This is a genomic window from Azospirillum sp. TSH20 (genome assembly GCF_003115935.1).
Taxonomy (GTDB): domain Bacteria; phylum Pseudomonadota; class Alphaproteobacteria; order Azospirillales; family Azospirillaceae; genus Azospirillum.
Genome location: NZ_LGQU01000079.1, coordinates 1 through 20419 on the forward strand (window position 1 = coordinate 1; position 20419 = coordinate 20419).

The window sequence follows — 20419 nt, forward strand, 5'->3', positions numbered from 1 at the left end:
AGTAGGAGAAGCCGTTGGCCTGGCTGCCGTCGCTGCCGGTGCTGGCGCGCATGATGGCGCCGCTTGCCAGGTCCTTGACGAAAATGTCAGCGGCGGAGTTGCTGTCGCCTGCGACAAGATTGTAGGCGTAGCCCTGGAAAGCGAGCTTGGCGCCATCCCCCGACAGCGACGGAACATAGCAGTCGGCGTTGGCTTGCGTCCCATCAGCGGCCGTGCTGGCGCGGACGATTTTCGGTTCAAAAAAGGTCATGGCCTCCCATCCTCGCCACGTCGCTGGCCACTGTTCTTAAGATCAGCCTTCACTCCCGTCCGCAGAGGATCTGGACGCGGTCGAGATAGATGCCGGCGCCGACCTTGAGTGCGGTTGCAGGCAGGTTGTTGGGGCAGGCGTGTGGACCGAAGGGATCGCCACCGGTGCCACCGACCGACTCCAGATCCTGCCATTGCCCGCGGACGGCCTTGGCCGACACCAGAGGCCGGCATCTGGAGATGAGTTGGTTCACCACAGTGCTCGATCGGCCGGAGATGCCGGCGATGGCCTGCCCGCGCGGGCACTGTCGCGTCAACGCGACACCGCCGGCACCGCCGGCATGATCGGTGGAGTGCGGCTCGCCGATCCAATTGCCGTCGTCTGACACGCGCACGCACAGTGCTGCGATGGCATCGAGCCAGTTGCCATTGCGGGTCATGGTGCCGACCAGCACTTCATCGGGGCCACAGGCAAGCTTGATGTCGTTGCCCTGCTTGCCGCCGGCCGCCGGTGATACCCAGACAGACGCAGTCGCGCCCGTTGGCTTAGCGACAGCACAGTCGGGTTCCAGTTCGTCCACGAAGCTGCCGGCGCGGCCCTTCATCCCCACCGCCACCTGCCCGGCCGGGCAGCGCAACGGGCCAAAGGGCTGCCCGCCCTGTCCGCCGACACGGGCGGTGGAGGTCGGGTCGCCGGCCGGCTGACCGTTGCGCATCGCCCGGCACTCGAGCGACAGGGAGTCGATATAGGTGCCGCGCGTGCCGACGATGCCTGTGGCAGCCGACCCGGCGCTGCAGCGGATCTCGAACTCTGTACCGCCACCGCCACCGCGCGCGCCCGTCTCGCCGGCCGGGTCGGTCCGACCTGCGCATAAACCGCGCACCTGGTCGATGAACTCGCCGGCCTTTCCGCGAATCCCGACAAGCATCTGCCCAAAGTCGCACTGCAGTGAGAACCGGCCATCCGCACCGGTCGCCGCCGGCTGGAGCGGTTGCGCCGCTGCCGGCGACAGGCTCGTCAGCAGCAGGCTGAACGCCAGGATGCGGCAGGACAGCCGGCCAGGGTGCGGCTGGTCTTTCGACCGGGTGACGCGCCTTGCCTTCTCCTCTGGACCCATCGATGAAACTCTCATGTCTATGGCTGTTCATCCTTGTGCCGGGGACAGCGCTGTCAGGCGGGCGCGCGCCGGCCGATGCGCTGGCGCCGTGTCGCCTTCTCTGCGGCACGGTTGAACACCGCCGGCCCGAGTTCGGCGCCGTAGAGCATGAGCTGCGATGCCGCCAGCGCCGCATCCTCCTGCTTTGTCCAATTGCGCCGGGTGACCAGGATCGTCCGCTCGGCAAGCCCGCCCAGCAGAAGCGGTTCCGACCATTGCAGGGCAGCTCCGGAATCGAGAATGATCTGGTCGTACTGCTTGCTCAGAGCGGCAAGGATCTGCCGCATCCGTTCGGAGTTCAGCATGTCCAGACTGCCGTTGCGCATGGTGCCGTTCGGCAGCACCGAGAGGATCGGTGACAAGGGCACCACCACGTCCTCCAGTGCAGCAAGTCCCGCCAGCAGTTCGTTCAAGCCCACATCGTTGCGGATGTTGGCGACCCGGTGGATGCGCGGCTGACGGAAATCGCAGTCGATCAGAAGCGTGCGCTGGCCGGAGGAGACGCTGGCGATCGTCATGCAGACCGCCACCGTCGTTTTCCCCTCGCCTGCCGCGGCGGAGGTGACCAGGATCACCTGCGGCATGCGCCGCCCATTGTCGAGCGCCATGATGGCCCGCAGCCGCTGGAAAGCACTGCCAGCCTCGGACAGCGGCGGCACCTCCATCTCCTCCACCTGCACCGCCAGGCTCATCATGCGGCGCAGCCGCGGAACCTCCGGCACCGCCAAGACCGTCGTGCCGAGATGCCGCTCGGCATCCTCCCGGTTGCTGAGCCGGCAGCGGAAGCGCTCGGCCATGAAGACCAGGAACAGGCCAAAACCGACCGACCCGATGGAAGCCAGAGCCAGCGTCCGCGCCTCCTTTGGGAAGGACGGCGACAGCGGGACTTGGGCATCGGAAATGACGCGGGCATCCGGCTGCTGATTGTCGCGCAAGGCCACCGTTTCGGTGTAGCGCTTCAGCAGCGTCTCATAAAGGCTGCGGTTGGCCTGGAGTTGCGTGCTGAGCTGGCTGATGGCGAGGTTTGCGGTGTTGAGGCGGGCCATGGCGTTTGCCGCGTCGCCCAACTGCGCCTTCACCGCCGTCTCCTGCTCCAGCAGCCGGCCCAGATCGTTGCCGATCCCATTGAGGACAAGGCGCACCTCTTGAGACAGGTTGCGCCGCGTTTCGGAGATTTCCGAACGCAGAGCAACGATTTTGCGATGCCCGTCGCCGAATTGGGTGGAGATGTCGGACAGGCGAGCTTCCAACGCCGCCAACTTGCTGCGCTCCGCCTGGACGGCGGGCGAGGCGATCACTTCCGGCAACGAGACAGTGTCCGCACCGCTGTCGAGAAGCTGCCGGACCCGACGGTAGCGCGCCTCGGTCGCCACGCGCTGCGTCTCGATCCGCACCACTTCGGCATTGAGCTGGTTCAAGCGCAGCGTCGCGACGTCGTTGCCGCCATCCTGCAGCAGGCCGACCTCGGCACGCTGTTCCAGCACCTTGGTCTCAAGCTGCCGGACGGTCTCGCCGAGTTCGGCCAGACGGGTCTCCAGCCAGTTGGCGGCGAGGCGCACACCCTCCGTCTTGGCCGCGAGCTGGCTCTGGATATAGGCATCCAGCAGTTCGTTGACGATCTTCGCCGCCTTCACCGGATCGCCAGATTCAAAGCTGATGGTGATGAGGCGAGACTGGCCCTCGGCGTTGGCGACCAGCCGGTTCAGGAAGTTGTTGATGACCATTGACCTCTTGCGCCGGTCGGTCTCGGTGGTGCTGCCGGTGGAGGCGCCGGCTGAATGTTCGGCGGAGAGCGCCGGGTCCTCCGGCGTGGGAACGGTCTTCGCAGAGTCCAGACGGCTGACCAGCTTTTCCAGCTTGTCCGTCACCCGTTGGGGCAAGGGCTTTGCCTCGTTGGTGTCGCCGGCAGCGAATTCCACGTCGTCCTGCAGCCCGAGCTTATCGATCACCTTGGCTGCCAGACTGCGCGACTTCAGCACCGCGATTTGGGTGTTCACCGCGGCCAGCTCCGTCGCCAATTCGCGCCGGCCCTCATCCACCACGACGATGCTGGACGGCCTGCTCTCGATCATGATGACCGCATCGGCGGTGTATCGGCGGGTGGCCGTGTTGATCCACCACAAACATGAGGCGATGCCCAGCGCCACCGTGGTGAGGAACAGCAGCTTGTGCCGGAAAATCGCACGCAGGAAGCTGCGCACGTCGATGTCGCCGGGGTCGGCGGGGCTGCCCCTGCGGGTCTGCCCCATCCTCGGCTGGGCGGGAACGGCGTCGTCGCGCAGGATCAGGTTAGACCGCATCGTCACGCACCGCCGTTTCAAGTTCGGCCTCCCGGTCGGTGACGACCAGGACCGGACAGTCCAGACCCAGGGCCGACAGGCGGACGGCGATCTCCTGGTGATATTCCGGGTTCACGATCACGATGTGATCGGGTTTCAGCGCGTGCAAATCCTCCGGCGCAACGATGGGCTGAGCGGTGCCGGGGACAAAGGCGCCGGCTTTGCGTGGGTTGATGTCGACCACCCAGTCCACCCCTTCACCGGCATGCAGTCCGAGCAGGTTGAGGAATGTGACCCCCTTGGAACCGCCCCCCCACAAAGCCAGCCGGTCGCCGGCCGCCACCAGCGCACCAATGGTGGATCGCCACTGCTCGAGCGTGGCGGCGAAGCGGCGCGGGAAGCCGTCGAAGCAGCGGCTGTCGTCCGCAGCGCTGGCGGGGACCGGCGCCGCATCGGTGGGGATCGCCTCCACCCACAAGAACTGGCCGCCGAAGGCATGGTCCATGTGGTGGACGGTGAGGCCGGCGGTGGTCATGGCCACCGCGAGGGATGTGGGCGTGAAGTAGGAGACATGCTCGTAGATCAGATCCCAAATCCCCCCCTGGTCGAGGGTATAGAGACCGTTCGGCACCTCGATGAAGACCACGCCGCCGGCCATCGCGCTCGCCTGCCGGGCCAGCGCCAGAAGCTCCGTCGGCTCGGACAGATGTTCCAGCACATGCCGGGAAACCACCAAGTCGGCAGGCTGCAGGTCAGCGGACGTGAACGGGCGCGAGACAAAGACCGGACCGCCGTGCTCCGGGTCGGCCAGCAGCGGCACATGGCTGGGATCGAAACCGAAGCCCCGGTTGTCGCCACGCCTGCACAACAGCCGCAAGAAGTCGCCGCGCCCGCTGCCGATCTCCAAAACCGTCCGGTCCCGAAGGCCGTATCGGCTGATCAGACGGTCGGCCGTTTCTTCGGCATAGCGCTGGTAGCGCCCGGAGAAATGCAGTGAATTCTCGTAAGCGCCGCCATAGCGCAGCAAGCCGGCATCGAAAGCCCGGTTGAAGACATGGCTGCAGCCATGGCAGCCGACCAGATCGATCGAGCCACGCGGCGTGGACGTCGCCTCTTCAGCCGTCCGGACCAACATATGGCAGAACAGCGGGACGTCGGGCAGATGCACGAGCGCCTGCAGGCTGGTTCCGCCGCAGACCGGACAGCGAGCAACGGTCATGCCCAAACCTTCCAGGGCGCCTTGCCGGCGTCCCACAAGGATTGAAGCATGTCGCGGTCGCGCACCGTGTCCATGCATTGCCAGAAGGAGTCGTGCTGATACGCCATCACCTGCCCCTCGGCGGCCAGGCGGCGCATCGGCTCCTGCTCCCACATGATGTGGTCACCGTCGATGTAGTCGAAGATGCCGGGCTCCAGGACGAAGAAGGCGCCGTTGATCCAATTTTCGCCCTCAGCCGGCTTTTCCGTGAAGTCCGTCACGCTTTGTCCGTCGATCTGCAGCCTGCCGAACCGTGACGGTGGCCGCACGGCGGTGACGGTCGCCAGCTTGCCGTGGGAGCGGTGGAAGGCGATCAGCTTGTCGAGATCAATGTCGGCGACACCGTCGCACCAGGTCAGAAGGAAGGTCTCGTTGCCGATATAGGGCGCAAGCCGCTTGATCCGCCCACCGGTCATCGTCTCGTCCCCGGTGTCGATCAAATGGACCAGCCAGTCCAGCAGCTCGCCGCCATGGGCCGAGATGGTGCCGGTGGAAAGATCGACCGACAGGTTCCGGCTGGCCATGTGGTAATCGGCAAAATAGCGGGCGATCATCTCCTTCTTGTAGCCCGTGGCGATCAGGAACTCCGTGAACCCGTGATGGCCGAACAGGCTCATGACATGCCACAGGATCGGCCGGCCGCCGACCTCCACCAGCGGCTTCGGGCGGTACAGCGTTTCCTCGGAAAGCCGGGTGCCTTTCCCTCCGGCCAGAATAGCGACCTTCATCCGATTGCCTTTCTTGTCGGGTGTTGGGGTTCGGTTACGTCTCGTGGGGACGCTGATCCCTCACGGCCTTGCCTAATAGGCGCCCTGCCTGAGCACCGTGATCAAGGTGCGGATCAGAATTCGGATGTCGAACCAGATCGACCAATTCTCGATGTAATAGAGATCGAACTCCACACGTCGGTTGGCCTTCTCGATGGAGTCGATCTCGCCCCTCAACCCGTTCACCTGGGCCCAACCGGTGAGCCCCGGCCGCACCCGGTGGCGGGCGGCATATTCGGCCACCGCCTCATGATAGAGCTGGTCGCCAGCCTTCATGGCGATCGGGTGGGCGCGCGGACCAATCACCGACATCTCGCCACGCAGCACATTGATGAGCTGCGGCACCTCGTCGAGGCTGGAGGCGCGCAGGAAATGCCCGACACGCGTCACCCGCGGATCCTGCCGCACCGTGCGCGCCGCCCCGGAGGCATCGCAGCGATCGTGATACATGGTGCGGAACTTCAGGGCTTCGATGACGCTGTTGTTGAAGCCGAACCGCTTCTGCCGGAAAATCACCGGGCCAGGGCTGTCCAGCTTGATCGCCACGACCACCAACGCCATCAGCGGCGCCAAAACAAGCAGCGCCGTCCCGGCGATTGCGATGTCCATACAGCGCTTGGCAAACCCGTCCCAGTCCCGCAGCGGTCGGCGTGCGACCTCCAGCACGGTCACCGTGCCGAAGCGGGTCGCCGTCAGCTTTGGTTTGCAAAAGACCAGCGCATCCGACACCAGCCTGACATCGACGGGCAACATCCGCAGCTGCGAGATCAACGCGTTGATTCGCGCGCCGTCGCTCCATGGCAGGGCGACAAACACATCGTCCACCCGAGTTTCGCGCAGGAAGTCGGTCACACCATCCACGGTGCCGATGACAGAGTAGCCGAGCCCCGGCAGAGCTTGGCCGCTGGTGGCACCGGTCTCAGGCTCCGTCGAGAACAGGCCGAGGATGTGGAAGTCCTGTCCGTCGCGCGGGCGCAAATAGTCGAGCAGCCGCCGCATCTCTTGGGGATCGCCGACGATCACGGCGCGGCGCGCCAGAAGACCCGCCGCGATCCAGTGCCGGACGAGTTGACACACCGCGGCGCGCGTGGCGACCAGACCGGCGAAGCTGCCGAAGACCCAGATCAGCGCCCACAGCCGTGAATACTGGTCGAGAACCTGCAACAGGAATCCGAAGAACAGCACCGTCAGCACCGATGCCGCCCACGCCGCCATCAGCCGGGGCAATTGCCGGTAGACGTCGACGACCCAGTCGATCTTGTAAAGCCCGAGATTCAGCAGGATCACGATCATGAGCCCGGCGCCCATGACACTTGGCGGCAAATAGATCGTCGAGCGATCCTGGCCAAGCTGTCCGCCGACATTGAGCACCACCGGAACCAGCCCCACCAACAACAGCACCGCGGCATCGCAGATGGCAACGAACCCCGAGGCCAGCTCCGGCGAAAGACTCTGCGGCGAAAGGCTCCGCGCCGACCCGCGTTTGGCGAAATTCCGCACATAAAGCTTGATGGTCGAGTTCATGCCCGCACTCCCCAAAGTTCGGTTCTGAGCCAGGCTCATGCCGCACCTGCGGAAGACGTGATCTGCCGTTTCCCAGAATTAAAGTTATCGCCTCTGTAATGATTCAAAGACAGAAGAGCGTCTCCCTATGAGTCCGAAGAAAACATTAGGCTGATTTTGCAAATCCGGCCTTTGAACTCATTATTGGGTGAAGAAGTGTGCGCTTCATGCTCAAGAACGGATATTAGCCATTTTGAGAGGAAATCACGTCCGCAGACATCTGATTCGACCCATCAGGGTGCGCTTTGCCAAAAGCCCCACCACGATTTCGAGTGGGAGCTGGTGCAGATACCTCACAAAAGTGCCAATTCTCTCATACACAAGACTGGTCCAGAGAATAACTCGGCCATCGAAAGCAGCATGACGCTTTCACCCATAGAATAGACTCACTAATGTTTTGATTCTAAACATTCTGGGAATATCCTTCTTGTAAGCTTCTGGTATGCATGGGTTTTTCCTCTGACTTTCTGACCAAGATGGGTTTGTTTGCATACGAACTTCATTCATAAGCATGGTTATTCTTTTGAAAACTTTAACGATCCTGGTTGCCCGACGAACATTACCCGAAATCGAACGACACCGAGAGGGAACGTCCATTGGCGTGCTGATCGGTAATATTTCACCGGCCTTGTGGTCCTCATCTTGATCATGGCTCAAAGACTTGTCTTCGCGCGGGTCCGTCCGGCTGGTCGGACCCGCGGGGGAGTGGGGCTGTGCGACCGATCAAAAAGCGGCCATTCGGGCAACTCGGCATGGGACATGGAGTGGAGGGGCAGGCACATGCGCGTATTCGTCTCTGGTCACCATGGCTATATCGGTGCCGCTCTTGTCCGCCTGCTGCGCCGGGCAGGGCACGAGGTCGCCGGCGCCGACATGTACCTTTATGATGATTGTACCTACGGCGTTCCCGACGCGCCGCTCGCGACCGGCCTTCGCAAGGACATCCGCGAATTGGCGGTCGCCGATCTCGAAGGCTTTGATGCCGTGATGCATCTGGCCGGCTTGTGCAACGATCCACTCGGCGACTTGATGCCGGAGGTCACTCTGGAGATCAACCATGAGGCGACCATCGGCCTGGCTCGGCTGGCGCGCCAGGCCGGCGTCGGCCGCTTCATCTTTTCCTCCACCTGCAGCGTCTATGGTGCGGCGGGCGAGGACTGGGTGAACGAGGGATCGCAGCCCTGCCCGGTGACGCCATATGCCGTGTCGAAACTCCGGGCGGAGGAGGACCTGCGGCGTCTCGCCACCGCCGATTTCTCCCCGGTGTTCCTGCGCTCGGCCACGGCCTACGGGATGTCTCCGCGCATCCGCTTCGATCTGGTGGTCAACAATCTGACGGCCTATGCCGTGGCCAAGGGACAGGTGTTCTTGAAGAGTAACGGCTTGGCATGGCGCCCGCTGGTCCATATCGAGGACATCAGCCGGGCCTTCATCGCCGCGCTGGAGGCACCCCGGGACATCGTGCATTGCGAAGTCTTCAATGTCGGCATCACCACCGAAAATTACCTGGTCCGCGAGATCGCGGAGCTGGTGGAGGAAACGGTTCCCGGCGCCCGGATCACCTATGCGGACAAATCGGATGCCGACCGCCGCAGCTATCGCGTCGACTGCTCCAAGATCGCCTCGACGCTGCCGCGCTTCCGTCCGCAATGGAGTGTTCCCCGCGGCATCCAGGAACTTTACGAGAGCTTCTCCAACGTCGGACTGACCGTGGAGGATTTCGAGGGACCGCGGTTTCAGCGCCTTGCCCATTTGAAGGGCCTGATATCCGAAGGGCTGGTGGACAACCGGCTGCGCTGGACCCCGGCGGCCCCCGTGGCCCATGGCGCCTCCGCAGCGCCTCCGACCCTTCCGCTCGTCTGACGGAGGCGATGCCGATGAAGATCGACCAGTGCCGATCCTGCTCCGCCTCCGACCTGCATCCCGTGCTGAATTTGGGATTGATGCCCGTCGCCGACCGGCTGGTCGGCGAGGCCGAGTTCGGCTCGCCCGAGCAGACCTTTCCCTTGAACGTGGTCTTCTGCCCGCAGTGCGGCCTGATGCAGATCGACTACACTGTCCCCCCAGACGAGCTGTTCTGCCGAGACTATCCGTATTTTTCCTCCTTCTCGCCGGAGCTTCTGCGTCACTCGCGCGAGAATGCGCTGGAGCTGATCGACCGCCGCGGGCTCGGGGCCCACAGCTTTGTGGTCGAACTGGCAAGCAACGACGGCTATCTGCTGGGGAATTTCGTCGACGCCGGCATTCCGGTGCTGGGCATCGACCCGGCGGCGGGGCCGGCGGCGGCGGCGCGCGACCGCGGCGTGCCGACCGAGCTCGCCTTCTTCGACAGCGCCCTCGCCCGCCGCATCCGCGACGACCGCGGCCGGGCCGACATCATCATCGCCAACAATGTGCTGGCCCATGTCGCCGGCCTGAACGACTTCGTCGAGGGGATCGCGCTTCTGCTCGCTGAAGACGGCGTGGCCTCCATTGAGATGCCTTATGTCCGCGACTTGGTCGACCAGTGCGAGTTCGACACCATCTACCACCAGCATCTCTGCTATTTCTCATTGACGGCCTTGACGGCGCTGATGGCGCGGCACGGCTTGTCGGTCAATGATGTGCGGCGGCTGCCGATCCATGGCGGATCACTGCGCATTTATGTCGGCCACCATCAAGCCCCGAGTGAAGCGGTCACCGCCATGCTGGCGCAAGAGCGGGCGATGGGGATCGACCGCATCGGCTATTACACCGACTTCGCCGAGCGGGTGGAACGTCTGCGCGCAACCTTGCTGGACACCATGACCGCCTTGCGAAAGCAAGGAATGCGGATGGTCGCCTATGGAGCGGCAGCGAAAGGCGCCACCCTCCTCAATTATGTCGGGATCGGCCACGACCTCATCAGCTACGTGGTCGACCGCAACCACCACAAGCACGGCAAATACATGACCGGCCAGCGGCTGCCGATCTATCCGGTGGACATGCTGCTGGCCGACCAGCCGGACTGCGTGCTCCTGCTCTCCTGGAACTTCGCGGATGAGATTTTGGCCCAGCAGCAGGCTTACCGCGAGGCCGGCGGTCGCTTCCTTATTCCCATTCCCGACGTGAGGATCGTGTGATGACGCTGAGCCTCGAGGATCGGGCGGCGGCGGACAGCGGCACCGGTCGGCTGTGTCCAAGCTGCGGGGCAGCCAAGCTGGAGCCCTTCTACAGCGTGACCGGCGTCCCGGTGAACAGCTGTCTGCTGATCAAAAGCCGGGAGGAGGCGCTCGCTTTTCCAACCGGAGAGGTGGAGCTGTGCCTGTGCGGCGACTGCGGCTTCATCGTCAACGCCCGCTGGCAGGATGGGCGGACCATCTACGCCGCCGGCTATGAGGAGACCCAGGCCTTCTCCCCCACCTTCAACGCCTTCCACAAGACCCTGGCGCAGGAGGTTATGGCACGCTTCGCCCTACAAGGTGCTCGCGTGCTGGAGATCGGCTGCGGCAAGGGCGAGTTTCTCGCCCTGCTGATCGAGCAGGGCGCTGCCGAAGGCATCGGCTACGATCCCGGATTCGAACCCGGCCGCTTCGGTGGGCTGGCCGCGGAAAGGCTGCAGGTGGTGCCGGAATATTTCGACGAAAGGACTGTGGTCGATCCAGGCGCACTGATCTGCTGCAAGATGACACTGGAACATATCCACGACGTCAACCGCTTCTTGCGCCATGTCCGCAGCGTCATCGGCGCGCGCGACAGCGCGGTCTTCTTCATGATTCCGGACGCCGGCCGCATCTTGGACGAGGTCGCCTTCTGGGACGTCTATTACGAGCACGTCTCCTATTTCACAGCCGACGCAGTGACCGGTCTGTTCCTGCGCACCGGGTTCGAGCCGGAGGCGGTGTGGACCGGCTATGGCGGGCAATATCTGATGATTGCCGCGCGCCCGGCCGCCGCCCCCCGACCTCAGCCTCTCATCGACGGCGCAAGGTTGCGCGATCGCGTCCGGCGTTTCGCCGACGAGGCCGCCGCGCTGCGCGCTGGGTGGAAGACGCGGCTGACGGCGCTGCACCAGGCCGGAAAGACCGTGGCGCTGTGGGGGTCGGGATCGAAGGCGGTCGCGTTCCTGACCACGCTCGGCCTGCGTGATGAGGTGGCGATGGTCACCGACATCAACCCGAACCGGCACGGCCATTGGCTGCCGACCTCCGGCCATCCCATCGTTTCGCCAGCCGACCTGGCGCTTGCATCCCCTGACGTGGTTGTTGTGGTCAATCCGCAGTACCGCGAGGAGGTCGCCCGCGATCTCGCCGCGCGCAACTGCCATCCGCAGCTTCTCAGCTTGTGATGGGCATGCCTGCGCAGGGAGCCGTCCTTGCCGGGGCCGTCCCGCTCGGCGGCCAGGCGCCGCGTCCGGAGCGACGCCCCCGGCTGAAGGTGCTGCTCGTCGGCCACGCCTGCTGTCCGGAGGTCGGCTCCGAGCCAGGCCTGACCTGGAATTGGGCGCGGTCGCTTGCCGAGCATCACGACGTCTGGCTGGTGGCCCACCCCGCGCACCGCGACCAGGTGGAGGCCGCCCTTGCCGACCGGCCACAGCCGGGCCTTTCGGTCCATTGGGTGGAGGTGGAGGCGGCGTGGGACCCGTGGATCCCCGGGCGGGGGGAACGGGGCATCCATCTTCATTACCTGCTGTGGCAGCGCGCCGCCTTCCACACATGCGCCCAGCTGCACGAGCGGATGCGCTTTGATCTCACCCATCACGTCAGCTGGGGCACGATCAACGCACCGCCTGGTCTGTGGCGGCTCGGCGCCCCCTTTGTCTGGGGGCCGATCGGCGGCGGGCAATCCGCACCGTTGCGCTTCCACAGCTATCTCGGCTCCGGCGTGATGACGGAGGCGGTCCGTGCGGCCCGCCTCGCGCTGTTGCCGATGCAGCCGTCGCTGCGCGCCGCGGCCCGCCGCAGTGCCGCCGTGCTGGCGACCAACCGCGAGACCGCCCGCCTGCTCGAGCGGGCCGGCTGCCCGTTCGTCCGTCTCTTCCTCGACAACGGGGTGATGCCCGCGTCGCTGCGCACCGGCTGGACGCCGCCCGCGGGCCGGCTGGAGCTGCTGTGGGCTGGACGGATCGAGAGCCGCAAGGCGCTGGCCCTGGCGCTCCATGCCATGGCCCGGGTGCGGGACCTGCCGGCGCGCCTGACCGTGGCCGGCGACGGGGCGGAGCGGGCACGGTGCGAGGCTCTGGCGGTATCGCTCGGTTTGCAGGAGCGGGTGCGCTTCCTGGGGATGGTGCCGCGCCAGCAGATGGACAGGCTGTTCGCCGGGTCCAGCGCGCTTCTCTTCACCAGCCTCCAAGACGCCTTCGGCTCGGTGGTGCTGGAGGCGATGGCCGCCGGCCTCCCCATCCTGGGCCTCGATCACCAGGGGGTCGGGGCCATGATCCCGGAGGCGGCTGCCCTCAAGGCCCCCGTCCACTCTCCCGACGCCGCCCTTGCCGGGCTCGCGCAGGGCATGCGCCGGCTTCTCGATGACCCGGACCTGCTGCACCGCATGGGAGCAGCCGCACGTGCCCATGCGGCAACCGAACTCTGGCCTGAGCGTGCAAGGCGCATGACCGACATCTATCATCAGTGTGTGGAGCAGCATCATGGCCATCCCACCATTCCTGAAGACGATTGCCCAGGCGCCCTACTACCGCAAGAACTGGCACGACGCCGTGCGTGAAGTGCCGGCGGCGGTCCAGTTCAAGCGGCACCGCATCCAGGATCCGGCCACCTTCCTCAAGGAACTCGACATCGACCCCGCCGTCGCCTTCGCCGGCTTCGAGAGCTGGCACCTGGTGCTGGAGAATGCGATCCGCCGGGTGGCGGCGGCAGAGGGCCATCAGGGCGCCTGCAGCATGGAGGACGGCATGATCCTCTATGGTCTGTGCCGCGCTTTGAAGCCGCAGGTGGTGATCGAGACCGGCGTCGCCGCCGGCATCTCCACCTCCTTCATCGGGGCGGCGATGGCGGAGAACGGGGCTGGCATGCATTACTCCATTGAATTGCCGCCGTCCGACGTCAATCCCAACCGCAAGCGCCATGAGGACGGCGGAGAGTTCGCCTGGCCAAAGGGCGGCGTCGGCTGGGCCATACCGGATCAGGTCAGAGCCAGCCTCGCCGAGCGCCACCGGTTGATTTTGGAGGATGTGCGCATCGCCTTGCCGCGGTTGCTCGACCGGGTGGGGCCGGTCGACCTCTTCTTTCATGACGATTTGCACACCCCGGCCCAGATGCGCTGGCAGTTCCGCCTGGTGTGGCCCCGCATCGCGCCAGGCGGGGTGCTGGCCGCTGACGACGCCAACATCGGCTGGATCGATTTTTGCCGGGAATTCGGCCTGTCGCGGCGGATGTTCAGCAACGTCCAGCGCTTGACCGCCGTCCGCAAGCCGCCGGCGACCACCGCTGTGGTGCAGTAACCAAGCCACTGCCGGAGCAGGCTGATGCGCATTCTCCAGGTCCACAACTTCTATCAGCAGGCGGGCGGCGAGGATCAATGCTTCGCCAGCAACCGCGCCATGCTGACGGGGCGTGGGCATCAGGTGATGTCGTTTGCCTTGCACAACGACGCCGTGGCCCGGATCGGCGCACTGGCGACGGCGGCGAGATCCTTTTGGAACGCCGAGGTCTATCGCGACCTGCGCTGGCTCATCCGCCAGGCGCGGCCGGATGTCGTGCATTTTGAAAATGTCTTCCCGCTGGTCTCTCCCGCCGCTTATTACGCCGCCCATGCGGAACGGGTTCCGGTGGTGCAGACGCTGCACAACTTCCGCATCACCTGCCCGTCGGCCATCCTTTATCGGGACGGCGCGGTGTGCGAGGAGTGCCTTGGCCGGCGGTTTGCCCTGCCCGGGGTGCGGCGGGGCTGCTATCGCGGCAGCCGAGCCGGCAGCGCCGTCGTCGCCGCGGTCATGGCAGCCCATCGGCTGATCGGGACCTGGAGCCGGGCCGTTGACGCCTACATCGTGCTGAACCGCTTTGCGCTGGAGAAGTTTGTCGCGGCCGGGCTGCCGGCGGACCGGCTGCATGTCAGTCCGAACTTCCTGCCGGCGAAGCTGGAGCCCGGACCAGGGGACGGCGGCTTTGCTCTGTTCGCCGGACGGTTGACGCCGGAAAAGGGCGTGACGACCCTCCTGGAGGCCTGGAAGGGGGTGAGCGCCAACCTGCGACTGAAGATCCTGGGCGAAGGACCGGAGAGCGAGCGCGTGCGCGCCGCGGCGGCGGCCGACCCGCGCATCGACTGGCTGGGATGGCGGCCGCAATCCGAAGTCGTTGACCTGATGGGCCGGGCAACCTGCCTGGTGCTGCCGTCGCTCTGGTACGAGGGCTTCAACCGCACCATCGTCGAAGCCTTTGCCCGCGCAACGCCGGTGGTGGCTTCGGATCTCGGCAGCATGCGCGCGATCGTCGAGCATGGGCGCACCGGGCTGCGCTTCCGCCCCGGCGATCCGGGTGCCCTCGCCGCCACGCTGGACGCGCTGGCGATCAACCCGGGGCACCGCGCCGCGATGGCGGCGGCGGCGCGGCGGGAGTTCGAGACGCATTACACCGAAGATGCCAACCACGACCGGCTCCTGGCCATCTATCGAAGTGCGGGGAGCCGCCTGCAAGGATGGGCCGCGGCATGATCGACCGGATCAGCACACACAAAACCGCCATCCCCCGGGTGAACATCCTGGGGGTCGGCGTCAGTGCCATCGACATGGACATGGCGCTCAACACCATCGAAGGCTGGATCGCCGACCGCTGCCCGCACTATGTCTGCGTCACCGGCGTGCATGGGGTGATGGAAAGTCAGCGTGATTCCGGCCTGAAGGACATCCACAACCGCGCAGGGTTGGTCACACCCGACGGCATGCCGCTGGTCTGGCTGTCACGGCTGGCTGGCTTTGGCCATGTGTCCCGCGTTTACGGGCCTGATCTCTTCTTGGAGGTGGCGGCGCGGTCGCTGGCGACCGGCTACCGCCATTTCTATTACGGTGGGGGACCGGAGGTTGCGGCCCTGCTGAAGTCGCGGATGATCCGGCGCTTTCCAGGGCTTCAGGTGGTCGGCACCTACACGCCGCCCTTTCGCCCCCTCACCACGCAAGAGGAGGAGGAGCTTGTCCGCCGCATCGACGCCAGCGGCGCCGACATCGTCTGGGTCGGGCTCAGCACCCCCAAGCAAGAGCGTTGGATGGCGCGCTTCGTCGGGAAGGTGCAGGCGCCAGTCCTGATCGGTGTCGGAGCGGCCTTCGATTTCCATGCCGGGCTGAAGAAGCAGGCACCGCTGTGGATGCAACGCAACGGGCTCGAGTGGGCTTTCCGCATGGCCACCGAGCCACGGCGCCTGGCCGGCCGCTATCTGACCAACAACCCACGCTTCATTGTGCGAGTGATTGGCCAGCGGATCGGCTGGCGACGCTATCCGGGGGACTGGTGAGATGCCGGGCATGCAAGGTGCGGGACCCGGCGGGTCAGTTTCTGCCGACCCCGGCACCGATGCCGAAATAATTGTTGGGACCGGGCACCAGGAGCCGCTTCAGCTTCTCCGGTTTGACAGCGTGCCGGGCAACGCAGCCGGCGCAGGCGAGTTTCTGCGACAGCGACAGGTCCGGCCGCAGGCTCGCCCGAAGCAGGTTCCAGGCCATCCACCCCTGATCGAAGCTGCGGGTTTGCTTCCCCCGAATCCAGGCCGCCTGCTGCTGGGGGGACAGATAGCTCGACTGCTCCGGTTGGCAACCGCGCAGGAACAGCGGCTCCGGCACCTTATGGAAACGGCCGATGGTGGCGAGTTCGGCCAGCAGGATTTTGTCCGAGCCATAATAGGCGCCAATCAGCGAGGTCCGGCGCAGCGCCTCCGTTCGGATCAGCCCAAACACCTCCAGGCACCAGCTGTCGCGCAGCACCAAGCTGGCGAAGCGGCGGACCGGGTCAGCGGAACTGGTTCCGGTCTCCGGTTCCGGCGCCCAGTGCCAGAACTTGCCGTAGCGGTCGATGAAAGCCCTGCGCTCCGCATCATAGCTCAAGGCAGAGCCGTCGTCGTTGATCAGTCCGGCCTCGGTGCTGCTGAGCACCGCGTCGGACTTGGTCGTCAGCGCCTCGACACACGCCGTCAGATAGCCCGGCGCCAGCACATCGTCATGCGCCGCCCACTTGAAAAAACGGCCGCGCGCTTGCTGGAAGACGAAGTTGAAGTTGGCGGCCGCTCCAAGGTTGCGCGGCTGCCGGTGGTAGCGGATGCGCGGGTCACGCGCCGCATAGGTCCGGCAGATCTGCTCTGTCCCATCCGTGGACGCGTTGTCGGAGATGATGATCTCCATCTCAGAAAACTGCTGGCCGCAGAGGGAGTCAAGGGCCCGCGCCAGGAGACGATCACCGTTGTAGACGGGAACGCCGATCGAAACGACGGGTGCCGCAGCGTCAGCTTTCGTCATCGCCTTACTCCCTGCCGACAAATACCTTTAAATCATAACGCAGACTACCAAGGAAAATTTTGCATTGTAACGGGCAAATTGAGAGATTTACCCCCTCAAACAGCGTCAACACATTTACAAAATACCACTTTATAAAGAAAAACTGTTCCGTGAATGCAGAAATTAGAATTACTTTGCCGCGCCTTGGGAGATTACATCTTGCATGCTTTACTTAACATTGCGTTGCTGTAGCATGAATGGAAAGGCAAGTCGTCGAATATATAACTTTTGCTTTAGGCATCAAGACAAAATCGAGACAATCTCGAAAAGGAGAGAACGATGCGTCGTGCATTGATCACTGGAGCCGGCGGATTCATTGGCCATCATCTGGCGTCCTTCTTGAAAGAGAAGGGGTTCTGGGTCCGGGGTGTGGATGTCAAGGAGCCGGAGTTTGCACCGACGCAAGCGCATGAGTTCCTCACGCTTGATCTGCGCCGGTTCGACAACTGCCTGATCGCCGCATCGGGCATCGACGAGGTGTATCATCTTGCCGCCGATATGGGCGGCATCGGCTACATCACTGCCCAGCATGCGCAGATCGCCCGCAACGACACGATGATCAACATCCATATGCTGGAAGCCGCGAGGCTCCAGGGCTGTGACCGTTTCCTCTTCTCCTCGTCGGCCTGCGTGTATCCGCAGCACCTGCAAACCAATGCCGAGGTGACGCCGCTGAAGGAAGCCGACGCCTGGCCGGCAGACCCGGAGGAGGGGTATGGGCTTGAGAAGCTTTATATGGAGAAGCTTTCAGCCTACTACCGAGAGGATTGGGGTTTCGAAACCCGGGTCGTGCGCTTCCACAATGTCTATGGCCCTCTCGGCACCTATGAGGGCGGGAAGGAGAAGGCGCCGGCGGCAATCTCCAGAAAAGTGGCGCTCTGCCCCGACGGCGGCACCCTGGATGTCTGGGGCGACGGTCAGCAAACCCGTTCCTTCATGTATATCGACGATTGTGTGGAGGGCATCTTCCGTCTGATGCGCTCGGACTTCCACGACCCGCTGAACCTCGGCACCGACGTCATGGTGACCATCGATGAGCTGGTCGGCATCATCTCCACCATTGCTGGAAAGCGGGTCGAATTGCGTCACGACCTGACCAAGCCGCAGGGCGTGCGCGGCCGAAACAGCGACAACACGCTGCTGCGCCAGGTCCTGCACTGGGAACCCTCGGTCAGCCTGGAACAGGGCCTGGCCCCGACCTACGCGTGGATATGGCGCCAGCTCGCCGCCGCCGGGCGGGAGGTTTACGGCCCAGCTCCGGACATGCCGGCCGCCCCCCTGACCGGCAGAACGCCGGCCTGTCCTGGTGTTGCTGCGTGATAGCGAACACAGCCGTTCCGGAATGGACGATGGGAGACGGCAATGACCATCGTGGATTCGATCATTGCGCCGGGCGCTCCGGCGCACTTGATCTTCGATGTCCGTGTGAAGGACATCATCCGCCTCTACCGCCGGAAGTCGATCGATGTCACGGAGGAGTTCCAAGGACTTGAGCGGATCGGACTCTACCGGTGCAGCAAGAGCGGTGTGAAGTTCTTTCATCCAGTCATCGTGGGGAGCCAAAGCTTCTACGAGGCAATCCGCCTGCATGAACGATATTATGACCTTGACAAATACGAGTTCCGCTACGCCTCTGCATTGATCGGCCCGGGAGAGCGGGTTCTCGACGTCGGGTGCGGGGTCGGCAACTTTGCCGAGGCTGTGCCCGGCGCCACCTATACCGGGCTGGAATTGTCACAAAGTGCGGTTGCGGAAGCCCGACGCCGCCGGTTGACGGTTTATGACGAGACCGTCGAAGCGCATTCCCGACGCCTGTCCGGCCAGTATGACGTGGTGGTCAGTTTCCAGGTGCTGGAGCACACGCCCCAGCCCTCCGCCTTCCTTGCCGGCTGTCGGCAGGCTCTGCGGGATGGCGGCCTGCTGGTCGTCAGCGTGCCCAACGATGACGGCTTTGAAGGCGTGTGCGTCAACGACGTGCTGAACATGCCGCCGCATCACCTCTCCCGCTGGTCGGAGAAAGCGCTGGTCGGACTGCTGGCGGAGGCCGGATTTGTCAACGCCACCGTCCATTATGAACCTCTGCAGCCCTATCACCGGCTGTGGTTCTCGCGGCAGTTTTTCCTGCGTGCCCTCTACCGCCGGCTCCTGGGCCGGGCGCCGCGGCCGGTGGAGCGGGGGCCTTTGTTCACCCTGCTTTACGCGCTTTCGCAGGTCCTTGCCTTACTGTTCGCCCCGGCGTTGGAGACGGACCGCAAGATCGCCTTCGGCCACACCATCATTGTCAGCGCCAAGGCCGGGGTTGTGCGGGCGCGATCCGGCAGGCAAGCCGACGACGGGCAGCCGATGCGCCGGACGGCCCACAAATCGGCCGACGGGGCCGCTGGCACCCCGGTCGGCACAACCACAGACACTTCGGTCGGTACGGCCGATGCGGGGTGGCCATGACTTACAAGAGCGAAAGCGCCATCGGTGGCGCGGCGACTGGATCGCATCACGCCCGGCTGAAAAAGGTCGACAGCACGACCGGCGGCCGGCCGGCCATTGCCGTTTTCGACCACCATGTCGTCGCGACCAACCCGGTCGGCAGCCGCACCTTGGCCATGCTGTCAGCGCTGGCTGACGTGTGCGACTTCACCGTCTTCGCCATCTCGTTCGACAACCCGCGGCCCGACCGCATCCGCCATGTGCCCGTGCGGACACCGCGGCGCCCTCTGGTGCTCCAATATGGCGCCTTCCACGCCGCTGCAACGCTGCGTTATGTCGCCGAGCGGCTGCGGCGCCGGCGGCCGTTCGACTTTGTTTTGAGTGCAGATACCGTCGTCCTGTTCGCCGACCTCTACTACATCCATTTCTGCAATCGCGCGTTCCTCGGCATGGCCCCTTGCCCCATACGGCGCGACAGCCTGATGGGGTGTCTCCACTGGGCCAACCATGCGGTGCAGGCGAGGGTGGAGCCCTTGGTGTTCCGTCGCGCCCGTTCGGTGATCGCCGTCTCACAAGGGCTGGCGAGGGAACTGAACGCCGTGTTCCCCGACACCTCCGGCAAGACCACAGTGATCCACAACCGCATCGACGTGCGCCATCTCCACCGGCCGGATCGCTTCGACCGCTCGGCATTCCGCGCCGATCTGGGGCTGAGCGATCGGGACACCGTGCTGCTGTTCGTTGCCCACGGTCACTTCGACCGCAAAGGACTGCCCATTCTTCTGGAGGCGCACCGACATCTCGCCGATCCACGGGTTGTGGTTCTCGTGGTCGGTGGGACCGAACAGGGACTGCGGCCCTACCGCCTGTTGGCGTCCGACCCCACGATGGGACGCGTCCTGTTCATGGGCAGTTGCAGCGATGTCCGCCCCTATTTCTGGGCGTCGGATGCCTTCGTTTTCCCGTCCTACTACGAATCCTTCTCCCTGGTCAGCCTGGAGGCAGCGGCCGCCGGTTTGCCGGTGATCGCCCCTCTGCTGCATGGCATCGAGGAGTATCTGGCGGACGGAGTCGATGGTTTTGTCGTGGAGCAGAGCCTGGCCAGTGTCGCGGCCGGCATCCGCAGATTCATGGCGTTGACACCGGAGGAGCGGCGATCGATGTCGCGCGCGGCGCAGAGGATCGCCGCAACGTTCGACCTCGCCGACATCGACCTGCTGTGGTACGGCGCCTTGCAGGAATGGATGCACACGCGCCCGGCAGTGTCCTAA

Annotated in this window: 17 protein-coding genes; 10 read left to right on the plus strand and 7 right to left on the minus strand. The window is 64.7% G+C overall.

What is annotated here, in order from left to right; genetic code table 11:
- From TSH20_RS21425 to TSH20_RS21450, 6 genes are all read right to left on the minus strand, one after another.
- Positions 1 to 250 (minus strand): hypothetical protein (locus TSH20_RS21425; RefSeq protein WP_199232440.1); only part of this gene is annotated, 250 nt, incomplete at its 3' end.
- A gap of 49 nt (positions 251 to 299) precedes the next feature.
- The gene (locus tag TSH20_RS21430; RefSeq protein WP_158282036.1) at positions 300 to 1382 is read right to left on the minus strand and encodes a hypothetical protein; all 1083 of its coding nucleotides are present in this window, start codon (positions 1380 to 1382) and stop codon (positions 300 to 302) included.
- Positions 1383 to 1420: 38 nt separating this feature from the next.
- Positions 1421 to 3706 (minus strand): polysaccharide biosynthesis tyrosine autokinase, encoded by a 2286-nt coding sequence (locus tag TSH20_RS21435; RefSeq protein ID WP_109156073.1) that lies wholly within the window; start codon positions 3704 to 3706, stop codon positions 1421 to 1423.
- Complete coding sequence (locus tag TSH20_RS21440) at positions 3696 to 4904, minus strand: class I SAM-dependent methyltransferase (protein ID WP_158282037.1); 1209 nt, start codon at positions 4902 to 4904, stop codon at positions 3696 to 3698. The genes TSH20_RS21435 and TSH20_RS21440 overlap by 11 nt, the downstream gene beginning before the upstream one ends.
- Positions 4901 to 5671, minus strand: coding sequence for a glucose-1-phosphate cytidylyltransferase (gene rfbF, locus TSH20_RS21445; protein WP_109156071.1), 771 nt, complete (start codon positions 5669 to 5671; stop codon positions 4901 to 4903). Before rfbF ends, TSH20_RS21440 begins: the two co-directional genes overlap by 4 nt.
- Positions 5672 to 5743: 72 nt before the next feature.
- Positions 5744 to 7234 carry an undecaprenyl-phosphate glucose phosphotransferase gene (locus tag TSH20_RS21450; protein WP_158282038.1) on the minus strand — a complete coding sequence of 497 codons (1491 nt, stop codon included), beginning with the start codon at positions 7232 to 7234 and terminating at the stop codon, positions 5744 to 5746.
- An 819-nt stretch (positions 7235 to 8053) separates the two neighbouring features.
- Here TSH20_RS21450 and TSH20_RS21455 point away from each other — a divergent pair.
- The 7 genes from TSH20_RS21455 to TSH20_RS21485 are packed head-to-tail and all read left to right on the plus strand — an operon-like array spanning position 8054 to position 15691.
- Complete coding sequence (locus TSH20_RS21455; protein ID WP_109156069.1) at positions 8054 to 9136, plus strand: SDR family oxidoreductase; 1083 nt, start codon at positions 8054 to 8056, stop codon at positions 9134 to 9136.
- Between the two features lie 14 nt (positions 9137 to 9150).
- Complete coding sequence (locus tag TSH20_RS21460) at positions 9151 to 10374, plus strand: class I SAM-dependent methyltransferase (RefSeq protein WP_199231926.1); 1224 nt, start codon at positions 9151 to 9153, stop codon at positions 10372 to 10374.
- A complete protein-coding gene (locus TSH20_RS21465) occupies positions 10374 to 11579 on the plus strand; it encodes a class I SAM-dependent methyltransferase (RefSeq protein ID WP_109156067.1) in 1206 nt (401 codons plus the stop codon). Before TSH20_RS21460 ends, TSH20_RS21465 begins: the two co-directional genes overlap by 1 nt.
- A gap of 5 nt (positions 11580 to 11584) precedes the next feature.
- A complete protein-coding gene (locus tag TSH20_RS21470) occupies positions 11585 to 12952 on the plus strand; it encodes a glycosyltransferase (RefSeq protein ID WP_158282039.1) in 1368 nt (455 codons plus the stop codon).
- Positions 12876 to 13688, plus strand: coding sequence for a class I SAM-dependent methyltransferase (locus TSH20_RS21475; RefSeq protein WP_109156065.1), 813 nt, complete (start codon positions 12876 to 12878; stop codon positions 13686 to 13688). Before TSH20_RS21470 ends, TSH20_RS21475 begins: the two co-directional genes overlap by 77 nt.
- A 24-nt stretch (positions 13689 to 13712) precedes the next feature.
- Entirely contained in the window at positions 13713 to 14897 is a 1185-nt protein-coding gene (locus TSH20_RS21480; RefSeq protein WP_109156064.1) for a glycosyltransferase, read from the plus strand.
- Positions 14894 to 15691, plus strand: coding sequence for a WecB/TagA/CpsF family glycosyltransferase (locus TSH20_RS21485; RefSeq protein ID WP_109156075.1), 798 nt, complete (start codon positions 14894 to 14896; stop codon positions 15689 to 15691). The genes TSH20_RS21480 and TSH20_RS21485 overlap by 4 nt, the downstream gene beginning before the upstream one ends.
- A 34-nt stretch (positions 15692 to 15725) precedes the next feature.
- On the opposite strand, the gene TSH20_RS21490 is transcribed toward TSH20_RS21485, so the two are convergent.
- Positions 15726 to 16685, minus strand: a complete 960-nt coding sequence (locus TSH20_RS21490; RefSeq protein ID WP_109156063.1) for a glycosyltransferase family A protein — start codon at positions 16683 to 16685, stop codon at positions 15726 to 15728.
- A 318-nt stretch (positions 16686 to 17003) separates the two neighbouring features.
- On the opposite strand from TSH20_RS21490, the gene TSH20_RS21495 reads away from it, so the two are divergent.
- The 3 genes from TSH20_RS21495 to TSH20_RS21505 are packed head-to-tail and all read left to right on the plus strand — an operon-like array spanning position 17004 to position 20419.
- Positions 17004 to 18044, plus strand: coding sequence for an NAD-dependent epimerase/dehydratase family protein (locus TSH20_RS21495; RefSeq protein ID WP_109156062.1), 1041 nt, complete (start codon positions 17004 to 17006; stop codon positions 18042 to 18044).
- A 42-nt stretch (positions 18045 to 18086) separates the two neighbouring features.
- Positions 18087 to 19169, plus strand: coding sequence for a methyltransferase domain-containing protein (locus TSH20_RS21500; RefSeq protein ID WP_109156061.1), 1083 nt, complete (start codon positions 18087 to 18089; stop codon positions 19167 to 19169).
- Positions 19166 to 20419: a glycosyltransferase family 4 protein gene (locus TSH20_RS21505; protein ID WP_109156060.1), complete on the plus strand. Its 1254-nt coding sequence runs from the start codon at positions 19166 to 19168 to the stop codon at positions 20417 to 20419. Before TSH20_RS21500 ends, TSH20_RS21505 begins: the two co-directional genes overlap by 4 nt.

Excerpts from the sequence above, each read along its gene's own strand:
- TSH20_RS21430 (WP_158282036.1), bottom strand. The coding sequence starts at position 1,382 with ATGAGAGTTTCATCGATGGGTCCAGAGGAGAAGGCAAGGCGCGTCACC.
- TSH20_RS21435 (WP_109156073.1), bottom strand. The coding sequence starts at position 3,706 with ATGCGGTCTAACCTGATCCTGCGCGACGACGCCGTTCCCGCCCAGCCG.
- TSH20_RS21440 (WP_158282037.1), bottom strand. The coding sequence starts at position 4,904 with ATGACCGTTGCTCGCTGTCCGGTCTGCGGCGGAACCAGCCTGCAGGCG.
- rfbF (WP_109156071.1), bottom strand. The coding sequence starts at position 5,671 with ATGAAGGTCGCTATTCTGGCCGGAGGGAAAGGCACCCGGCTTTCCGAG.
- TSH20_RS21450 (WP_158282038.1), bottom strand. The coding sequence starts at position 7,234 with ATGAACTCGACCATCAAGCTTTATGTGCGGAATTTCGCCAAACGCGGG.
- TSH20_RS21455 (WP_109156069.1), top strand. The coding sequence starts at position 8,054 with ATGCGCGTATTCGTCTCTGGTCACCATGGCTATATCGGTGCCGCTCTT.
- TSH20_RS21460 (WP_199231926.1), top strand. The coding sequence starts at position 9,151 with ATGAAGATCGACCAGTGCCGATCCTGCTCCGCCTCCGACCTGCATCCC.
- TSH20_RS21465 (WP_109156067.1), top strand. The coding sequence starts at position 10,374 with ATGACGCTGAGCCTCGAGGATCGGGCGGCGGCGGACAGCGGCACCGGT.
- TSH20_RS21470 (WP_158282039.1), top strand. The coding sequence starts at position 11,585 with ATGCCTGCGCAGGGAGCCGTCCTTGCCGGGGCCGTCCCGCTCGGCGGC.
- TSH20_RS21475 (WP_109156065.1), top strand. The coding sequence starts at position 12,876 with ATGGCCATCCCACCATTCCTGAAGACGATTGCCCAGGCGCCCTACTAC.
- TSH20_RS21480 (WP_109156064.1), top strand. The coding sequence starts at position 13,713 with ATGCGCATTCTCCAGGTCCACAACTTCTATCAGCAGGCGGGCGGCGAG.
- TSH20_RS21485 (WP_109156075.1), top strand. The coding sequence starts at position 14,894 with ATGATCGACCGGATCAGCACACACAAAACCGCCATCCCCCGGGTGAAC.
- TSH20_RS21490 (WP_109156063.1), bottom strand. The coding sequence starts at position 16,685 with ATGACGAAAGCTGACGCTGCGGCACCCGTCGTTTCGATCGGCGTTCCC.
- TSH20_RS21495 (WP_109156062.1), top strand. The coding sequence starts at position 17,004 with ATGCGTCGTGCATTGATCACTGGAGCCGGCGGATTCATTGGCCATCAT.
- TSH20_RS21500 (WP_109156061.1), top strand. The coding sequence starts at position 18,087 with ATGACCATCGTGGATTCGATCATTGCGCCGGGCGCTCCGGCGCACTTG.
- TSH20_RS21505 (WP_109156060.1), top strand. The coding sequence starts at position 19,166 with ATGACTTACAAGAGCGAAAGCGCCATCGGTGGCGCGGCGACTGGATCG.